The following is a 16640-nucleotide window of genomic DNA, read 5'->3' on the forward strand; positions in this document are numbered from 1 at the left end:
TCAATCACTTTAATCTAAATTTCTTACTTCAAACGGTAAGAGAGTTTGCTTGAGCTGCTTTCTATGTGGTTCATATTGCTCTGGCAACTTTAATTCCTCGCCCATCGTCTCTATAGATTCGTCATGAGCAAACCCAGGAGGATCTGTTGCAATTTCAAATAAGATTTCACCATGTTCTCTAAAATAAATCGCGTTAAAATAATTTCGATCTTGCACAGGAGTTACACCGTACCCAAAACGTGATACGTGCTCTTTCCAATCTAGTTGATCAGCATCGTCACTTGCTCTCCAAGCAATATGGTGAACTGTACCAACACCCATCTGGCCACGTCCAATTGTTGATAATCTCAAATCGATAATATTTCCAATATCAGCAGAAGAGCGGAATCGAACGAACTCACCTTCTTCTCCAATTTTCTCAAGACCCATAACATGTTCTAGCAATTCGGCTGTTTTTTGAGGTTGTGCAGACAAAAGAACAGCACCACCAAACCCTTTAATTGCTACTTCTGGCTTGACTTCTCCAAAACTCCAAGTATTGAATTCACCCTCTTCTCTTTCAACTAATTCTATATGCAAACCATGCGGGTCATCAAATTCTAAATACTGTTCTCCAAAGCGAGTCATCTTTGTATACGGAACGTCGAATTTTCCTAATCTATTTTCCCAAAATTCCATTGCCCCTTTTGGTACGACATAGGAAGTGATTCCTACTTGACCGTCACCAATAATTCCTTGATGAGCACCTGCCCATGGGAAAAACGTAATAATTGTTCCAGGTTTTCCTCCTTCATTACCAAAATAAAGATGGTACGTACCTGGATCATCAAAATTTACGGTTTGTTTTACTAAACGTAAACCTAATACACCAGCATAAAAATCTACATTTTCTTGTGGATGCCCTACAATCGCTGTAATGTGATGAATTCCCATTGTTTTCTTTTCCATTTTCCCCACTCCTTTTTTATTTCGTTATAAAAAATTGTTTATACACTAAAATTCATTATTCATTTTGTCCATACTACAAAGTAAAATCCGTCATGATAATTTTATCTCGAATTCGAGATATTAACTAAAAATTGCACGCTGTTGTTCGCGAAACTTAAATTATCTCGAATTCGAGATAATTTATAAAATATATATGTTATTTCAAATAATAGAACGCTCAAAATTTGTCTTTAATTCGAGATTTATTATAAGTTAATTGTTTTTTATTGTCAATAATCTCTTTATTTCATTATTGTTCTCTTCAATTAACTTTATTATCAAATAAAAAGGTCATACAAACGTATGACCTTTACATATATTTTATCGCCTATTTACTATAGGGAACAATTCCGACAACGGAAAGATTCTTCCCTTTTCATCCTTAAAAACAATATGTTCTCTCGTTAAATGGCGCGGACTCCTCACTCCTGCTGCTGCCGCTAATGCAAACAAGCTATATCTCATACTTATTATATAATTCATTACCCTCCATTTCTTTTCATAAGGATCTAATGCTTTTTGATAGTGTGGATTCGTCGTCGCAACTCCAGATGGACATTGTCCGGAATTACATTGAAGCGCCATAATACAACCACTTGCCATCATAAATCCTCGTGCTGAATTTACTGCATCTGCTCCAATAGCTAAAGCAATCGCAACCTTATCTGGTGTAATTAATTTACCGGATGCAAATACCTTTAATTTATTACGGATACCGTAATGGTTTGCCGTATCAATAAATGTAAGTAATGCTGGGATTAGTGGCATTCCCATACTATCTGCCATCGATTTATAAGTTGCGCCTGATCCACCTTCTGAACCATCAACTGTAATAAAATCCGGATAAATATTTAATTCGTTCATTGATTTTAATAAATCTTCTAAAGGTTCCTGCTGACCAATTACAATTTTCATCCCGACTGGTTTACCGCCTCTTTCTTGCAACTGTTGAATAAAATAAAGTGTATCTGCTGCATTATTTAAAAATGAAAATCGATTCGGCGAATTAATCGTTTCTCCTTCTCGTACGTTCCGAACAGAAGCAATTTTCTCATTTACCTTTTGTCCTTCTAGATGTCCACCACGTATTTTAGCACCTTGCCCAAATTTCAATTCGAATGCTTTAATATTGCTTTCTTTTGCTTTATCAATAAATTCCTTCATCGAAAAGTTACCGTCTTCATCACGATATCCGAATAACCCTGGACCAATTTGGGCAACGATATTTGCACCTGTATGTAAATGTTCTGGAATTACGCCTCCTTCGCCAGTATTGATCCACGATCCCCCAGCCATTTTTGCTCCAAATCCGGTCGCTAAAATATAATTTTCTCCAATAGCACCGTAAGAAGTTGCTGACGCCCCAAACATGCCATGTAGTTTCCACGGATATTTGCGGTTTTCACCGACTATAATTGCATCGTCTTCTTCATACAGCCAAAGATTTGTTGTATCCGCTGTCAATTTCTCTCTTCTTGAAAATAGCCCTTCTTTCTGAATTATATACTTCTTCCCCTCCCGTTCTTGCGAAAGGTTCACACTTAATTCTTCAGTTAATATCGGAAATAATGTATTAGCAATATAATAGCCAGAAGCATCAAAATCTCGTTTCGATCCAAAGCCAAGTATTTCAGAGCGATATTTCGCCAGAAACATCACACTTTGAAAATCATAACGTGAAAAAGGTTTTCCATCTGTATCGTGATCGAACCAATATTGCCTAAATTCAGGCCCTATCTTTTCTAGTAAATAACGCATTCTTCCTAAGTACGGATGCAGTTTTAATATGGAATGATGCGTCCGTTTCTTAATAAAAAATGTAATAATAAAAAAGAAAATTAAAAGTAGCATCAAAAAGAGCAATATACTAATAATAACGAGTAGCGCTTCATTCATTCCGCTTCCCCCTATATACTTCCATAATAAAAGGAGAACACTCGATGTGTTCTCCTTTTATCCTTATTCACACTAATGTAACAAGATGCTCTTTCGCGTCATATTCAACTAAACTTTCGGCATGTTTAATTCGATGAACAAAGTCTGGGTTCGCAATTAACGGTCTTCCGAATGCCGCTACATCAATTGTTCCTTCTTGCAATGCTTCTTCTGCCTCTTTCGGATTCAAATTACCCACTCCTACGATAGTACCATCCCAATACTTCCTTACTAATTGATGAAAATTCTTTCCGTCAGCAATCACTTGCGTATAATTCATGGTTGAAGGGTGGATCATCGTTAATCCAACTTCTTTGAACATATCTATGAACGTTTCAATCGCAAGTTCTGGGTTTTCCCACATATAAGTAGGATTATCACCTTTAAAGGCAGAGAAGCGAAGAAGTGTTTTATCAGCTCCAACAGCTTCTATTACAGCCTCAGTTACTTCTTTCATAAATGTTAACCTTTGCTTTAAGTCACCGCCGTATTGATCTGTTCGCCTATTCGCAAACTCATAAGTAAATTGATCAATTAAATATCCATGTGCACCGTGAATTTCTACTCCATCAAACCCAGCTTCGATTGCGTTTTTCGCAGCTTGTGCATATTGACCAATAACTTCTTTTATTTCTTCTAACGTCATTGCTTCTGGCGTATCAAACGGTTTACGAAAACGTGGAACATTTCCCTCTGCAGCGATTGCAGACGGTGCTTGTGGCAATTGACCACCAATTATTTCATGATGACTCATACGCCCAACATGCCATATTTGAGCAATAATCGTCCCGCCTTCTTTATGTACCGCCTCTGTAACAGGCTTCCAAGAATCGATTTGTTCTTGTGTATAAATACCTGGTACTCCTGGGTTTCCTTTTGCTCTTGGGCTAATAACAATTCCTTCTGTAATAATTAATCCAACTCCATCTGCAGCACGCTTCCGGTAATACTCTACTACATCAGCACCAACTACTCCAGTCTCAATATTTGCAAAACATCTCGTCATCGGTGCCATTGCTATACGATTACGAAGAGACCAAGATCCAATTTGAATCGGATCAAACAACTTCGTTTCTTCAATATTTTCAAAAGATCCCCAAGCGTTTATATTTGTCCCCTCATAAATACTTGCCGCTTTATTATTTGCACTTGTCATTTTTCTTCCCCCTAAAAAATATTACTATAATTGCATCATACTTACTTTTAAATAGTACCGTCAATTTATACGACTTCACCATAAAATATTCGAATATCAAAAAAACAGCATGCTATAAATAAAGTGAAACTTTAATCAGTGGGGGTTTATTAGCCCTCACCTAACCTCTTCGCATTCTCCGATTTTTGAGGTAGGAGTCTTACTGCCCACAAATAGCGGGATAAAATTAAAAAGGTTCCCTTAGGAGGAAACCTTTTTTAGTTGATCATATATGGCTGTCAATTCGTTTATCTCTTTTATATAAAGAATATATACAATTATTGTATATTCACATATAAAAATCTCTTATCAATAGAAGTGAAAATGGTTTAGTATTCTTCTAAAAATAATAACTTATATACCTAAAACAATGAAAGCCCTACCTCTCTTTCATCCTTACGGCTCCTCGTCCGTGCCAGTGTGAATCAGGATTGCAAAAATCAAGTAACTATTTTATCGAAGTATTTAATTAAACTTCGAACATTCGTAAAAGAAATTAAAAAATAAAAATGGATTAGATTGTAGTAATAACAAAAGAGGTTAATGCTTTAAAAGTGGTTTGAAAGAGTTGAATGTCTTTGAAATGATTGATTGTCTATAATTATGTTCCCAAAAAATTCAAGATCTTTTTTGGGATGCAATACATTATTTATAATGAACCTTAACAAAAGCTTTTCATTTGATTTTCTGTGATACCTTCAATTAATCCCAGTTCACTAATCAAAAATTCATGTGCGTTATCTAACATTTTCTTTTCGCTTGCATTAAGTGCTTTTTCTTTCTGTATACGCATTAAGTCACGTACAACTTCAGCACCTTCTTGCATTTTACCCGTTTTTATTTTATCCGTGTTCACTTTATACCTTTGTTTCCACGTAAGTAATCTATCTGATTCTCCATGCTGAAAAATATCTATTATGTGTATTAATGCAGTTATATCCGTAACTGGTCGTATATTTGAATTCAATATTTTCCCTTCAGGAATCATTATTTCCATATTACTACCCGACATTGTTATAACATAATACTGTTGTTTTTTTCCTGCAATTTCTTTCTCTTCTATGGCTTTAATTATACCTGCTCCCTGCATTGGATAAACAATGTTATCGCCAATTTGAAACAAATAATCCACCTCCATATATGGTAACCTTCTCAATCTTAACACACATTCATTTTTTTAGCAAAATTTTTATAATATCATAAAAATATTTTCCATGTCAATTTATTTAAACAGAAAAATTCACTCTGTACAAAAACACTAAAAAACCCGTGATTTTGTTACCTTTTCACACCCATCCCCTCTGATTTTATATATCTTATTAAATAAAAAACACATCACTACTTATATGTAGTGATGTGTTTTTATTTAATATGCAATATGAAAGACACACACGATTCTTCGCTTATATACTAACCTGTTTACTAATCGTTTCTCGTGCTAAAAGAAAACTCATAATCACTTGCGCTGCTACTCGGCTCGTCATATCCCTAAAATCAAGAGTTGGATCAATTTCTACGATATCCATCCCTTGAACGAGCTGTTCTTTGCCAAGGAATTCGATCGCATCAAGTAAAGTTGCGCTATCCATTCCTCCAGGGCCAATTGCTGGGCACCCTGGCGCAAATGCTTGGTCTAGTACGTCCATATCAAGAGAAATATAAATAGACGTCACACCTTGTTTTCTTAACACTTCAATACTTTCCGCGATAATATCTTTTATTTCTTTTTCTCTTACATCTTTCATTGTATACACTGTCACGCCATGCTCTTTTGCATATTCATGGTAAGTACGTGCATTTGAAAAATTACGAATTCCAATTTGAACGAGTTGTTTTCCCGTAATGACATCATTTTCTATTAAACTACGGAACGGTGTACCATTTGATGGACCACCATCATCTAAATTACGTAAATCATGATGGGCATCAAATTGAATAATACCGACCTTTCCTTTACTATTTGCAAAACCTGTTACACTCGGAAAACTAATCGAATGGTCACCACCAAGAACGATTGGTATCATTTTCGGATTTACTTTCGTTAAGTGACCAACTGTTTTTGCAATTCGGTTATGACTTTCTTTTATATCTGTCACATGCATCGTAATATCACCGCAATCATACAAGACACTTTCTTGCATATCGTGTTCTTCTGTAATTGCGTATGTGCTATATGCATCTAACATCGCACGAATTGTTTTTGGCGCAAAACATGCTCCTGAATGACTAATAGATGGTTTAGAAAGGGGTGCTCCAATTAAGGCAGCACCGAATATTTCTACACCTTCTTCCCAATCTTTAATCATCTCACTCCATTTCGTCACTTCACGATCGATAAACTTTGCATTTTTCTTTAAATAGTGGCCGTGCTCCACGATTGTTCACCTCTTGTATATGCGATATTACCGTTCTTCCAAACTGTATTTACATGACTTACACCGTAATGGTACGGCACGTAAGCATAATTGTACGCATCCCATAAAACTAAATCTGCCTTGCGACCCAATCTAATTTTACCAGCTACTTCACCGCGATTAATTGCGTAAGCAGAGTTAACTGTTACTGCATTCCAAACTTCTTCTGGTGTCATTTTCAACTTTAGCATTGCAATACTCATAATAAGCTGAATATTTTCAGTTGGACAGCTACCTGGATTAAAGTCTGTAGCTAACGCAACTGCAACACCTTCATCAATCATTTTACGACCGCGAGCGAAGCTTTCTTTATTTAAATAGAAAGTTGTTCCTGGTAATAATGTTGCGACTGTATTCGAGTTTGCAAGCATTTCAATGCCTTTATCCGAGGCGCCAACTAAATGATCTGCTGATGCTGCACCGATTTCAGCCGCTGCTTCCGCACCACCAAGAGGGTCAATTTCATCTGCATGAATTTTTACATCAAAGCCAAGCTCTTTCGCTTTTAATAAAAATTCTTTTGACTCCTCTACAGAGAACACACCTGTTTCGCAGAAAATATCAACAAATTCAGCTAATTGCTTCTCTTTCATTTCTGGCAGTAGGTCTAACATCCATTGTAAAAATTCTTTTGATCTACCTTTATACTCTTTCGGAACTGCATGAGCACCTAAAAATGTGGAAACTAAATCGATTGCATGCTCTTTTTGTAATTGTGCAGTTGCCTCTAATTGTTTCCATTCCGTCTCATCATCTAGTCCATAACCACTCTTTGCTTCTACAGTTGTCACACCGAAAGATAGCATGCGGTCTAAATGGAATTTCGCTTTTTGAACAAGTTCTTCTTTCGACGCTTGTTTCGTTGCATTTACAGTTGAAAGAATACCTCCGCCTTGTTCTAAAATTTCTAAGTACGGAACTCCTTGTAATTTTAGTGCGATTTCATTTTCACGAGATCCACCAAATACAAGATGAGTATGCGGATCGACAAGACCAGGAGAAACCATTTTCCCGCCGCAATCAATAACTTCTTTCGCTTGTAATCCTTTAGCTTCTTCCGCTGTTCCAACGAAAGTAATTACGCCGTTTTCAATTCCAACCGCACCGTTTTCGATAACAGGAAGCGTGTTCATCGCTTCCCGTCTTAACAAGCCATCTTCTTGATCCATTGTTAGTAATTGACCGATATTTATTAGTAAAGTGTCTAGCATGTTTTCTCCTCCTTATTTCATCATTGGAATGTTAACGCCTTTTTCTTTCGCAGTTTCCACAGCTAAGTCATATCCTGCATCAACGTGACGAACAACACCCATACCAGGGTCAGAAGTTAATACGCGCTCAATACGTTTTGCTGCCGCTTCTGTTCCATCTGCAACGATAACCATTCCAGCGTGAAGTGAATAACCCATACCAACGCCGCCACCATGGTGAACAGACACCCAGCTCGCACCGTTTACACTATTAATTAATGCGTTTAAAATTGGCCAGTCAGCTACTGCATCACTGCCATCTTTCATCGCTTCTGTTTCACGGTTTGGAGATGCTACTGAACCGCAATCTAAATGGTCACGGCCGATAACGATTGGTGCTGATAATTCACCATTTGCAACCATTTCATTAATGATGCGGCCAAATTTCGCACGCTCACCGTAACCAAGCCAACAAATGCGTGATGGAAGGCCTTGGAACTCAACTTGCTGGCGTGCCATACGAATCCAATTACATAAATGCTCATTATCCGCAAACTCGCGTAAAATTACTTCGTCAGTTTTATAAATATCTTCTGGATCACCAGAAAGTGCTACCCAGCGGAATGGTCCTTTTCCTTCGCAGAATAATGGACGAATGAATGCTGGAACGAATCCTGGGAAATCGAATGCATTTTTCAAGCCTTCATCGAATGCAACTTGGCGAATATTATTTCCATAATCAAATGTAATCGCACCTTTTTCTTGCATTGCAAGCATTGCTTCTACGTGCTTTTTCATACTCTCTTTTGATAATTGCACGTAACGTTCTGGGTCTTCTTCACGAAGTTTCGCTGCTTCTTCTAACGTATATCCTACTGGAATATAACCGTTTAATGGATCATGAGCAGAAGTTTGATCCGTAACTAAATCTGGGATAATATTACGGTTTACTAATTCAGGTAAGATTTCTGCTGCATTTCCTAACAATCCAATTGAAATCGGTTCTTTCTTCTCTTTATACTCATTCGCAACAGTTAATGCTTCTTCCAATGATTCTGTATACATATCACAGTATCTCTTTTCAATACGACGGTCGATGCTACGCTTATCAACATCAATTGCGATAACAACACCACCATTCATCGTTACAGCAAGAGGTTGTGCACCACCCATACCACCTAAACCAGCAGTAAGTGTTATTGTACCTTTTAATGAACCATCGAAATGTTGACGAGCCGCTTCACCAAATGTTTCATATGTTCCTTGTAAAATCCCTTGTGTTCCAATGTAAATCCAGCTACCTGCTGTCATTTGTCCGTACATCATAAGACCTTTTTTCTCTAGTTCACGGAAGTGATCCCAGTTCGCCCACTTCGGTACTAAGTTTGAGTTCGCTAACAGCACGCGAGGCGCGTCTTCATGTGATTTGAAAATTGCAACTGGTTTTCCTGATTGAACAAGTAATGTTTCATCGCTTTCTAACGTTTTTAATGAATCTACAATTGCATTGTAGCTTTCCCAGTTACGAGCTGCACGGCCAATTCCGCCATATACAACTAATTCTTCTGGTTTTTCAGCAACTTCAGGATCTAAATTATTCATTAACATACGAAGTGCAGCTTCTTGCACCCACCCTTTCGTTTGTAGTTCTGTACCTCTTGGCGCGCGAATTGTTTGTTTTACTTTTTCCATTTCAATCTCTCCCTTTTCTCATTTTATAGTGCTGCGTTTACATCCAATCTTTCTTTTATCGAATAATTCATTTTTAACCAATGCGCAATATTTTCAATATCCGTTGAGAATATGCGATCATTTGTAATAGAAGGTACTTGCTGACGACCTTGATGGTAAAAACTCTTCGTCACTGTACTCATATTTTCAATTCCTCGATATTCTGCCGCTTGCATCGCACAAATCATTTCAATAGAAAGAACACGTCTTACATTTTGAATAATTTGATGCGCATGGCGTGAAGCAATTGTCCCCATACTTACATGATCTTCTTGGTTAGCTGACGACGGAATTGAATCAACACTCGCCGGATGTGCTAACGTTTTATTTTCAGAAACGAGTGAAGCTGCAGCATATTGCATAATCATTGCACCAGACTGAAGTCCTGGTTCTGGACTTAAAAATGGTGGTAAATCATTCAATTGCGGGTTTACTAAGCGCTCAATACGACGCTCTGAAATATTTGCAAGTTCCGCCATCCCAACTTTTAAGAAGTCCATCGCAAATGCAATCGGTTGTCCGTGGAAGTTACCACCTGAAATTACTTTTTCCCCGCCATCAAAAATAAGTGGGTTATCTGTCGCTGCATTCATTTCAATTTCTAATTTTTCTTTCACGTAATTTAAAACTTGCCAAGTAGCACCGTGTACTTGCGGGATACAACGAAGTGAATATGCATCTTGTACACGAAGTTCTCCTTGTTTTGTCACTAACTTACTATCTTGAAGGATGTCACGAATTCTGCTCGCTACTTCCACTTGTTCTTTATAACCGCGCGCTTTATGAACATTTTCATCAAATGCATCAATAATGCCTTGTAACCCTTCAATTGTCATGGAAGCAATTAGTTCAGCTTGATAAGCCATTGCTTCTGCTTCTATATAAGATAGAACGCCTTGCGCTGTCATCGCCTGCGTACCATTAATTAACGCAAGACCTTCTTTTGCTTCAAGTTCAATCGGCTCAAGACCTTCTTCTGTAAGAGCAACCATCGCATGAACTCGTTTTCCTTTATAGAACACTTCACCTTCACCTAACAAAACGAGAGCTAGATGAGATAAAGGTGCTAAATCTCCACTCGCACCAAGTGAACCTTGTTGCGGAACGACCGGGTGAATTTTACGATTTACAAACTCAAGAAGCATATTTACAACAAGCGGTCTAACACCAGATACTCCTTTAAGCATCGTGTTCGCTCGTAAAATTAACATACCGCGTGATACTTCTTCAGGAAATGGATCGCCTATCCCGCATGCATGTGACTGAATTAAATTATGCTGAAGTGCCTTTACATCATCTTTTTGAATTAACACATCACTAAACTTTCCAAATCCAGTTGTAATACCGTAAACGACTTTCCCGTCTTCTACGATTTTTTCAACTACTTCACGGCACTCTGCTACCTTTTGCATACTAGTTGGACAAGCTGTTACACCTTCACCTTCAAGTAACAACCTCTTTATTTCCTCAACTGTCAATGTATGTCCTGTTAACGTAATCATTCTTTTTCCTCCTTATAAAGGCAAAAGGGGACCTTATCTTTTTAAGACAGACTTCTGTCCTAAAGAATAAGGCCCCCTTCTAACTAATAGACTATGGGCAAATCATATGTGATTAATTCCTAAACCAATCGCCTCATGCTCAGATCCTTTTACAGGTGCACCAATCGTTCCATAAAGTGCAACAGCAACCCATTCGCCTTCTTTTTTTCCGTCGTATGGTGTACCGCGCACAATTGCAAAACGAAGTCCTACTGTACGAAGAACGTCTGCTAACTGAATTTGACCTCTCGTCACTCCGTACAAAGCTTCCATTATTGCATGATAAAGTGCATGTGTTTCTCTGTAAACATCTGTTTCAATAACTTGGTTGCTCTTAGCCGCTGTTTCCATTGCTGCTACAACTTTTTGCGAATTCATAGATCCCACTTTCCCTGTACAATATTTCCAACCTTTTGGAATAGATAACACAGGGCTTTCATTCTCATCCGCAAGTGCCAACAGCATGGCCATACGACCAATTCGATGTGTTCCTTGAAGAAGCATGTGACTCTCTCATTTCTTTTTAATTATTTGAATATTTCTTAATTTAAGAATATATGAAAACGGTTAAATCGTCAATAGTTTAAACTCACATTCAAACAATTTTTTCATTCCCTCCATTTGTGTACACAAATTATTTACACAAATTTTTCAGGCGTGCTATAGTCTCACTAACAGATGCAAAGGGGCGAGATTTCAGTGACGAAACGAAAAGATATCCATTTTCGAATTGAAGAAAATTTACTTAAAAGATTTGAAGCGGCACTACTTTATGAAGGCTTAAAGAAAACAGATGCTTTAACATATGCGATCCAGCAATTTTGTACGAGAGTAGAAAATGAAAAGATGAATGATATAAAACGCCAATACAGCGTCAGCAACCATTTACAAATACGCATCGATACGCATAAACAGTACGAAGAAAAACAAGTGAAATTAGATGAGGTCGTCATTGAGCATTTACAACTTCAAGGAGAAGAAAATATATTAGAGGTTGGGTGTGCTAATGGAAAATTCCTTTCCCTTTTGCAAAATAGTGGTCATAAAGGTCCATTAACTGGGCTCGATCAATCGGAAACTATGCTTTCTGAAGCCGCTAAACGAAGTAATACAATTAAGTGGAAACAGGGTAATGCTAGTAAACTTCCTTTCGAAACGAATTGTTATGACCTCGTAATTGCAAGTCATATGTTATATCACATGAAAGACGTCGAGAAAGCAATTCAAGGATTTCACAAAGTCATTCGTCCCGGCGGTACACTTTTAGCCACAACAAATTCTAACATTTCATTGCCTCGTATAGTTGAAATGTGTAACAACATGCTAAACGCATTTGATTTACCGCAAACATCACCAGCAGTCGCTCCATTTTGTTTAGAAAATGGTAAAGAGCTACTACAATCTGTTTTTCCAACTGTTGAAGAAACAATTATCCATAATGCACTTGTTTTCCATCGTGCCGCTCCGATTGTAAACTATATTTCTAGTATGTTCCCATCGCTGAATATACCTGATGATATGTATCTTCATATTGAAATGAAGGAATGGCTAAAAGAAGAAATAAACAAAGAATTATCTCTTCATAACGGTATATGGCGCGATCCAAAAACGTTAGCAATTTATCAATGTAAAAAGGAAAAAAGCTAGCATTTGCTAGCTTTTACACATTTTTTGGTAAAAGTTTCTCCATCATCGCATTGCCCTTACCGCCATAAAAATTTGTATTATGTTCGTTTGCTACTCCAAAATAAGATGCAATCGCTATTCCGAATGGTACAAATGCATGTCCTTGCGCTGTAATAACATGTGATTGCTGTACAACTTCTTCATACACAAAGTTTTCTACTGGAAAACAATCTAATTTTTGATAATCTATGGTTACTGTATACGAGATTTCTTTGAATAAGCCTGCTTTTGCTAGCGCATAAGGTCCAGCACAAATCGCAGCTACTAACTTTTCTCGTTCCGCAAATTGACGAATGATTGAGAAGAGCAATTCTACATCTTTCATATGTATTGCATCTCCGCCTGGAATGATAATCCCCTCATACTCTTCTACGTGCACTTCACTTAATTCTATATGCGGCTCTACTTGTAAGCCTGTTTCACTTATAATCAATTCTTTCGTTAAACCCACTGTAATGATTTCATATTTATTTTTTAGCAATGCCGTCGCTACCGTAATTTCAAATTCAGCAAACGTTTGATAGACGAATACAAGTATTTTTTTCATAGTCCTTTCTCCCTTAGCCACTTCATAAAATTCTTCTCTACTTCTTCTATCATCAATTCATCCGTATTTGCATATGTAACTGAAAATTGTTTATACCATTCCTTTTCAATTTCTACCAATTTAAATTGTTCCTCAAATGTACTTCGAGTTCTTGCCCGATCATTATGTTTTCTATCATATAAACCCTCTTTCGAAATATCTAAATAAAAAATTGCATCCGAACGGCATTCTCTTAATTTACATAAATCATCTTGCAATTCTGTTTCTATATCCCACTCTTTCTCTATAAGTTTTGGATAAAAAAGTGAATAGAACTCTATATCCTCTGGCCCGCGATCAAATATCACAACTGAACCTTTCACATTTTGAAACTCTTTTATTTTTGCCTCCATAAACATTTTTTGATTTGTTATAAAACCCTCTTTTGAATTCATATCTAAATTCAATTCTTTTCGCTTTTCTACAATTGGATATGGATTTTCATATATAACCGAATATCCTCTCTCTTCTAATCTTTTAGCCAATGTTGTTTTTCCGCTTGCCATCGGTCCTTGAAGTGAAATTACGTATGTCATCCCTCTCATTCCCTTCATACACAGATAATATACAGAATTTTAAAAACAATCAACGAAATATATATCGGCTTGTTTCTTATTCTTATCTAACTTATAATAAAAAATAGAGGTTATGACGGACGCATAAATAATGTAAGCTTGGAAATCCGAGCTTACATTATTTTTTGCTTTCCCTTTTCTTATAAAAAGAGTATACTTGTTTAGAACATATGTTCTTAATGATTACATACAGTAAGGAGATAGAACAATGGTATACGATACAAAAGCAATTTCTTGGAATGAATCTTTAAAACAACTTCAACGCCGCTATACAAACAAACAAGTTGACCGAAAAGAATTTGAAGACATTGAACTGATGGAATTCTTCCGCGATAACGACTACATTTCTTTACCTACACATATAAGCGGCCTATCAACAACACGTTTTACTTCTTACTCTATTTTCACAACTGAAGATAAAGATCGTAAAGTTGGCACACTTATTATTGAGTATGTTGAGGACGACAATAATAATTTATGTGTTGAACAACTATACTTCGTTTAAATCACAACGCTTGGTCAAAATGACCAAGCGTTCTTGCTTTCTATGAATCTCACTGTTTATAATATAAATAATAGAAAACTACTGCTTTCGTTAAAGGAGTGCATACAATTGCTTGAAGGTTGGTTTAGTTGGTTTATAGTCGGTTGGACTGTTATATTATTAGGGCTTATGTCTATTGGTGGATATTTCATGTTCAGAAAATTCCTGAAACGATTACCCAAAGAAGACGGTATGTCCATTTTAGATTGGGAAGAGCACTATATTAATAAAACTAGACATTTATGGGATGACGAACAAAAGCAATTATTAGAAGAACTAGTGAGTCCCGTTCCTGAGCTATTTCGCGATGTTGCTAAATCAAAAATTGCTGGGAAAATCGGAGAACTTGCCTTACAAGAAAACGCATCCAGTATTACACAAGATTTAATTATTAAAGGGTATATCGTTGCTACACCGAAGCGTGACCATAAATTTTTAGTTAAAAAACTGCAAGAAAAAAAGATTGATTATTCTAACTACAAATCTTTACTTGTAAAGTAACTTCACATTATTTTCGATAAAAAAGACAGCGCCTTTGACGCCGTCTTTTTATTTGATGCATATACAGTTGTTAAGTTAATTTCATATCTTTTTCATTATAAAAACCATCTTCTTTTTCCATTTCCTTCTGTAATTTCGTAAAGGAACGGTACATTGCAATTCTCCATGATACAATCATCGCGAACGCAAGTAAGAAGAACATGCCGCTAAGTTGTCCTAAATCAAGAGATTGACTTAAGTATGTTTTAAATACAATCCGCACTACAAGTAATCCAATTAGTATAAAAACAAATGCTTTTGAACGTTTCAAATAAATCTCTTGTCCTCTAATTTCAAATTTAGATGTTTTAATAAGAAAAATAGAGAAAAACAAACCAACGCCAACTGCTTCTAGCATTTCCGCTGGAGTTAATCGAAATTCAGGAAAAACATACATCAATGCTCCCGTGCTCATGAAAAATGGTGGAAGTATAACCTTTTTCAATGTTGCAGGTTTCTTAGCTGCTTTTAAACGAATAAACATCGCACCGACAGCCATACAAACAGCAACGATACTTGATAAAACAACTATGTTCATATTTTCTCATCCTTTTTTGTGGCTATATGCAAAATATATTTTCATTATATGCTTTTCCGTTAGTATTTCCAACATTTTCACAGAATAATACTAAAAACCGGTAAAGCCACCAAATAAACTTGAGAAATATACGATAATCTTTGTCATCCAGTTAAAGTATAAGAAGACACCCATGACAATCATAACGTATCCTCCGATTTTCATGAACTTCATACTATTTCTTTTAATCCAAGACATTTTCGTAATAAAGAATGACAGTACGAAGAACGGGATGGCAAATCCAAGTATGTATGCAATCATATAAATCATTGCTGATTCTGGATTTGTTGCTGCTAAACCAATGACTGACACTAAAATAGGTCCTGTACAAGGAGTCCATCCTGCAGCGAACGCCAATCCAATTAATACTGATCCAACATAACCACTCGGACGATTCTTAAATGTAAATTTACGGTCTTGCATTAAAAACTTCGGCTTAAACACACCTACAATAATAAGACCAAACACGATGATAAATATACCACCCAACTGTCTAATTAAATCTTTATAGTCCGTAAAGATTCCTCCGATAAAACTTGTACCAAATCCAATTGCAATAAATATTATTGAAAAACCAAGTAAGAAAAACGCTGTGTGTATCATACTTCTCTTTCGAAGCATTGCATTTTCTTCTTTTAGCTCAGAAACCGACATACCTGTTATGTAAGATAAAAATGCCGGATAAAGCGGTAAGCAACATGGGGAAATAAATGATAAAAACCCGGCTCCAAACGCTAAAAAGATACTAATATCTTGCATGATTCCACTCCTCTCCCTAAATATTGTAGCAAAAACACATAAAAATACTATGAACAATTCGTGAATTCACTTTTCCAACGTGACAATATGAAAAACTATCCTCTTACACCTTTTCGAAAATAACGTTTTCATTTCCTTCTATTATATAGACAAAACTCCAATTGAATAATAGCTTATTTCCTATTACTTCTAACATAACAAATGCATTATCATTTCTCAAATTAGTGGCCTATAACCGTTTGCCATTCATATTCATCTTAAAAAATATTTTTTTAAAATGCTACTTTTATACAATATAAAGCTGATTTTACAATACTTCTATTATTATAAATTTCAAGATTATGCATAAATATCATACTTTTATTATTATTCTATAAAAT

The 16640-nt window shown here is 36.3% G+C and carries 16 protein-coding genes and 1 pseudogene; 3 read left to right on the forward strand and 14 right to left on the reverse strand.

The annotated features are described in order from the left end of the window. Positions 1–9: 9 nt before the first annotated feature. The 9 genes from COI75_RS22415 to hutP form a co-directional block, all read right to left on the reverse strand. Complete coding sequence (locus tag COI75_RS22415; RefSeq protein ID WP_000412718.1) at positions 10–948, reverse strand: ring-cleaving dioxygenase; 939 nt, start codon at positions 946–948, stop codon at positions 10–12. Between the two features lie 360 nt (positions 949–1308). Then, positions 1309–2883 carry an FMN-binding glutamate synthase family protein gene (locus COI75_RS22420; protein WP_001001105.1) on the reverse strand — a complete coding sequence of 525 codons (1575 nt, stop codon included), beginning with the start codon at positions 2881–2883 and terminating at the stop codon, positions 1309–1311. Positions 2884–2950: 67 nt separating this feature from the next. After that, entirely contained in the window at positions 2951–4078 is a 1128-nt protein-coding gene (locus COI75_RS22425; RefSeq protein WP_000199589.1) for an alkene reductase, read from the reverse strand. A gap of 700 nt (positions 4079–4778) precedes the next feature. After that, a complete protein-coding gene (locus tag COI75_RS22430; protein ID WP_000486327.1) occupies positions 4779–5240 on the reverse strand; it encodes a CarD family transcriptional regulator in 462 nt (153 codons plus the stop codon). 280 nt (positions 5241–5520) lie between these two features. After that, positions 5521–6492: a formimidoylglutamase gene (gene hutG / locus COI75_RS22435; protein WP_000399822.1), complete on the reverse strand. Its 972-nt coding sequence runs from the start codon at positions 6490–6492 to the stop codon at positions 5521–5523. After that, positions 6471–7742 carry an imidazolonepropionase gene (gene hutI / locus COI75_RS22440; RefSeq protein WP_000887526.1) on the reverse strand — a complete coding sequence of 424 codons (1272 nt, stop codon included), beginning with the start codon at positions 7740–7742 and terminating at the stop codon, positions 6471–6473. Before hutI ends, hutG begins: the two co-directional genes overlap by 22 nt. Positions 7743–7754: 12 nt before the next feature. Next, positions 7755–9413, reverse strand: a complete 1659-nt coding sequence (hutU, locus tag COI75_RS22445) for a urocanate hydratase (protein WP_000416704.1) — start codon at positions 9411–9413, stop codon at positions 7755–7757. A 23-nt stretch (positions 9414–9436) separates the two neighbouring features. Next, the gene (hutH, locus tag COI75_RS22450; protein WP_000631855.1) at positions 9437–10954 is read right to left on the reverse strand and encodes a histidine ammonia-lyase; all 1518 of its coding nucleotides are present in this window, start codon (positions 10952–10954) and stop codon (positions 9437–9439) included. A gap of 102 nt (positions 10955–11056) precedes the next feature. Further along, positions 11057–11497, reverse strand: a complete 441-nt coding sequence (hutP, locus tag COI75_RS22455) for a hut operon transcriptional regulator HutP (protein WP_000926516.1) — start codon at positions 11495–11497, stop codon at positions 11057–11059. Between the two features lie 195 nt (positions 11498–11692). On the opposite strand from hutP, the gene COI75_RS22460 reads away from it, so the two are divergent. Beyond that, positions 11693–12640, forward strand: coding sequence for a class I SAM-dependent methyltransferase (locus tag COI75_RS22460; protein ID WP_000166783.1), 948 nt, complete (start codon positions 11693–11695; stop codon positions 12638–12640). A gap of 13 nt (positions 12641–12653) precedes the next feature. Here COI75_RS22460 and COI75_RS22465 read toward each other — a convergent pair whose 3' ends face one another. Together COI75_RS22465 and COI75_RS22470 are read right to left on the reverse strand one after the other, a co-directional pair. Further along, positions 12654–13226, reverse strand: a complete 573-nt coding sequence (locus COI75_RS22465; protein ID WP_000722980.1) for a DJ-1/PfpI family protein — start codon at positions 13224–13226, stop codon at positions 12654–12656. After that, positions 13223–13801 (reverse strand): AAA family ATPase, encoded by a 579-nt coding sequence (locus COI75_RS22470; protein ID WP_000222838.1) that lies wholly within the window; start codon positions 13799–13801, stop codon positions 13223–13225. The genes COI75_RS22465 and COI75_RS22470 overlap by 4 nt, the downstream gene beginning before the upstream one ends. 247 nt (positions 13802–14048) lie before the next feature. Here COI75_RS22470 and COI75_RS22480 point away from each other — a divergent pair, with 247 nt between their 5' ends. Next, positions 14049–14345: a hypothetical protein gene (locus tag COI75_RS22480; RefSeq protein ID WP_000262404.1), complete on the forward strand. Its 297-nt coding sequence runs from the start codon at positions 14049–14051 to the stop codon at positions 14343–14345. A 108-nt stretch (positions 14346–14453) separates the two neighbouring features. Beyond that, positions 14454–14885 carry a DUF2621 domain-containing protein gene (locus tag COI75_RS22485; protein ID WP_000889368.1) on the forward strand — a complete coding sequence of 144 codons (432 nt, stop codon included), beginning with the start codon at positions 14454–14456 and terminating at the stop codon, positions 14883–14885. Between the two features lie 70 nt (positions 14886–14955). Here COI75_RS22485 and COI75_RS22490 read toward each other — a convergent pair whose 3' ends face one another. From COI75_RS22490 to COI75_RS27825, 3 genes and pseudogenes are all read right to left on the reverse strand, one after another. Next, a complete protein-coding gene (locus tag COI75_RS22490) occupies positions 14956–15462 on the reverse strand; it encodes a CcdC family protein (protein ID WP_001028642.1) in 507 nt (168 codons plus the stop codon). 90 nt (positions 15463–15552) lie between these two features. Next, positions 15553–16260, reverse strand: a complete 708-nt coding sequence (gene ccdA / locus COI75_RS22495; RefSeq protein WP_001152678.1) for a cytochrome c-type biogenesis protein CcdA — start codon at positions 16258–16260, stop codon at positions 15553–15555. A 16-nt stretch (positions 16261–16276) separates the two neighbouring features. Continuing rightward, positions 16277–16456 (reverse strand): annotated as a pseudogene (locus tag COI75_RS27825) (peptidase T). Positions 16457–16640 lie beyond the last annotated feature (184 nt).

It is taken from the genome of Bacillus cereus, from assembly GCF_002564555.1.
GTDB lineage: Bacteria > Bacillota > Bacilli > Bacillales > Bacillaceae_G > Bacillus_A > Bacillus_A cereus_K.

What these genes read in the sequence shown, in the direction of transcription:
- COI75_RS22415 (WP_000412718.1), bottom strand. Translation starts at nt 948, where the DNA reads ATGGAAAAGAAAACAATGGGAATTCATCACATTACAGCGATTGTAGGG.
- COI75_RS22420 (WP_001001105.1), bottom strand. Translation starts at nt 2,883, where the DNA reads ATGAATGAAGCGCTACTCGTTATTATTAGTATATTGCTCTTTTTGATG.
- COI75_RS22425 (WP_000199589.1), bottom strand. Translation starts at nt 4,078, where the DNA reads ATGACAAGTGCAAATAATAAAGCGGCAAGTATTTATGAGGGGACAAAT.
- hutI (WP_000887526.1), bottom strand. Translation starts at nt 7,742, where the DNA reads ATGCTAGACACTTTACTAATAAATATCGGTCAATTACTAACAATGGAT.
- hutU (WP_000416704.1), bottom strand. Translation starts at nt 9,413, where the DNA reads ATGGAAAAAGTAAAACAAACAATTCGCGCGCCAAGAGGTACAGAACTA.
- hutH (WP_000631855.1), bottom strand. Translation starts at nt 10,954, where the DNA reads ATGATTACGTTAACAGGACATACATTGACAGTTGAGGAAATAAAGAGG.
- hutP (WP_000926516.1), bottom strand. Translation starts at nt 11,497, where the DNA reads ATGCTTCTTCAAGGAACACATCGAATTGGTCGTATGGCCATGCTGTTG.
- COI75_RS22465 (WP_000722980.1), bottom strand. Translation starts at nt 13,226, where the DNA reads ATGAAAAAAATACTTGTATTCGTCTATCAAACGTTTGCTGAATTTGAA.
- COI75_RS22470 (WP_000222838.1), bottom strand. Translation starts at nt 13,801, where the DNA reads ATGACATACGTAATTTCACTTCAAGGACCGATGGCAAGCGGAAAAACA.
- COI75_RS22480 (WP_000262404.1), top strand. Translation starts at nt 14,049, where the DNA reads ATGGTATACGATACAAAAGCAATTTCTTGGAATGAATCTTTAAAACAA.
- COI75_RS22490 (WP_001028642.1), bottom strand. Translation starts at nt 15,462, where the DNA reads ATGAACATAGTTGTTTTATCAAGTATCGTTGCTGTTTGTATGGCTGTC.
- ccdA (WP_001152678.1), bottom strand. Translation starts at nt 16,260, where the DNA reads ATGCAAGATATTAGTATCTTTTTAGCGTTTGGAGCCGGGTTTTTATCA.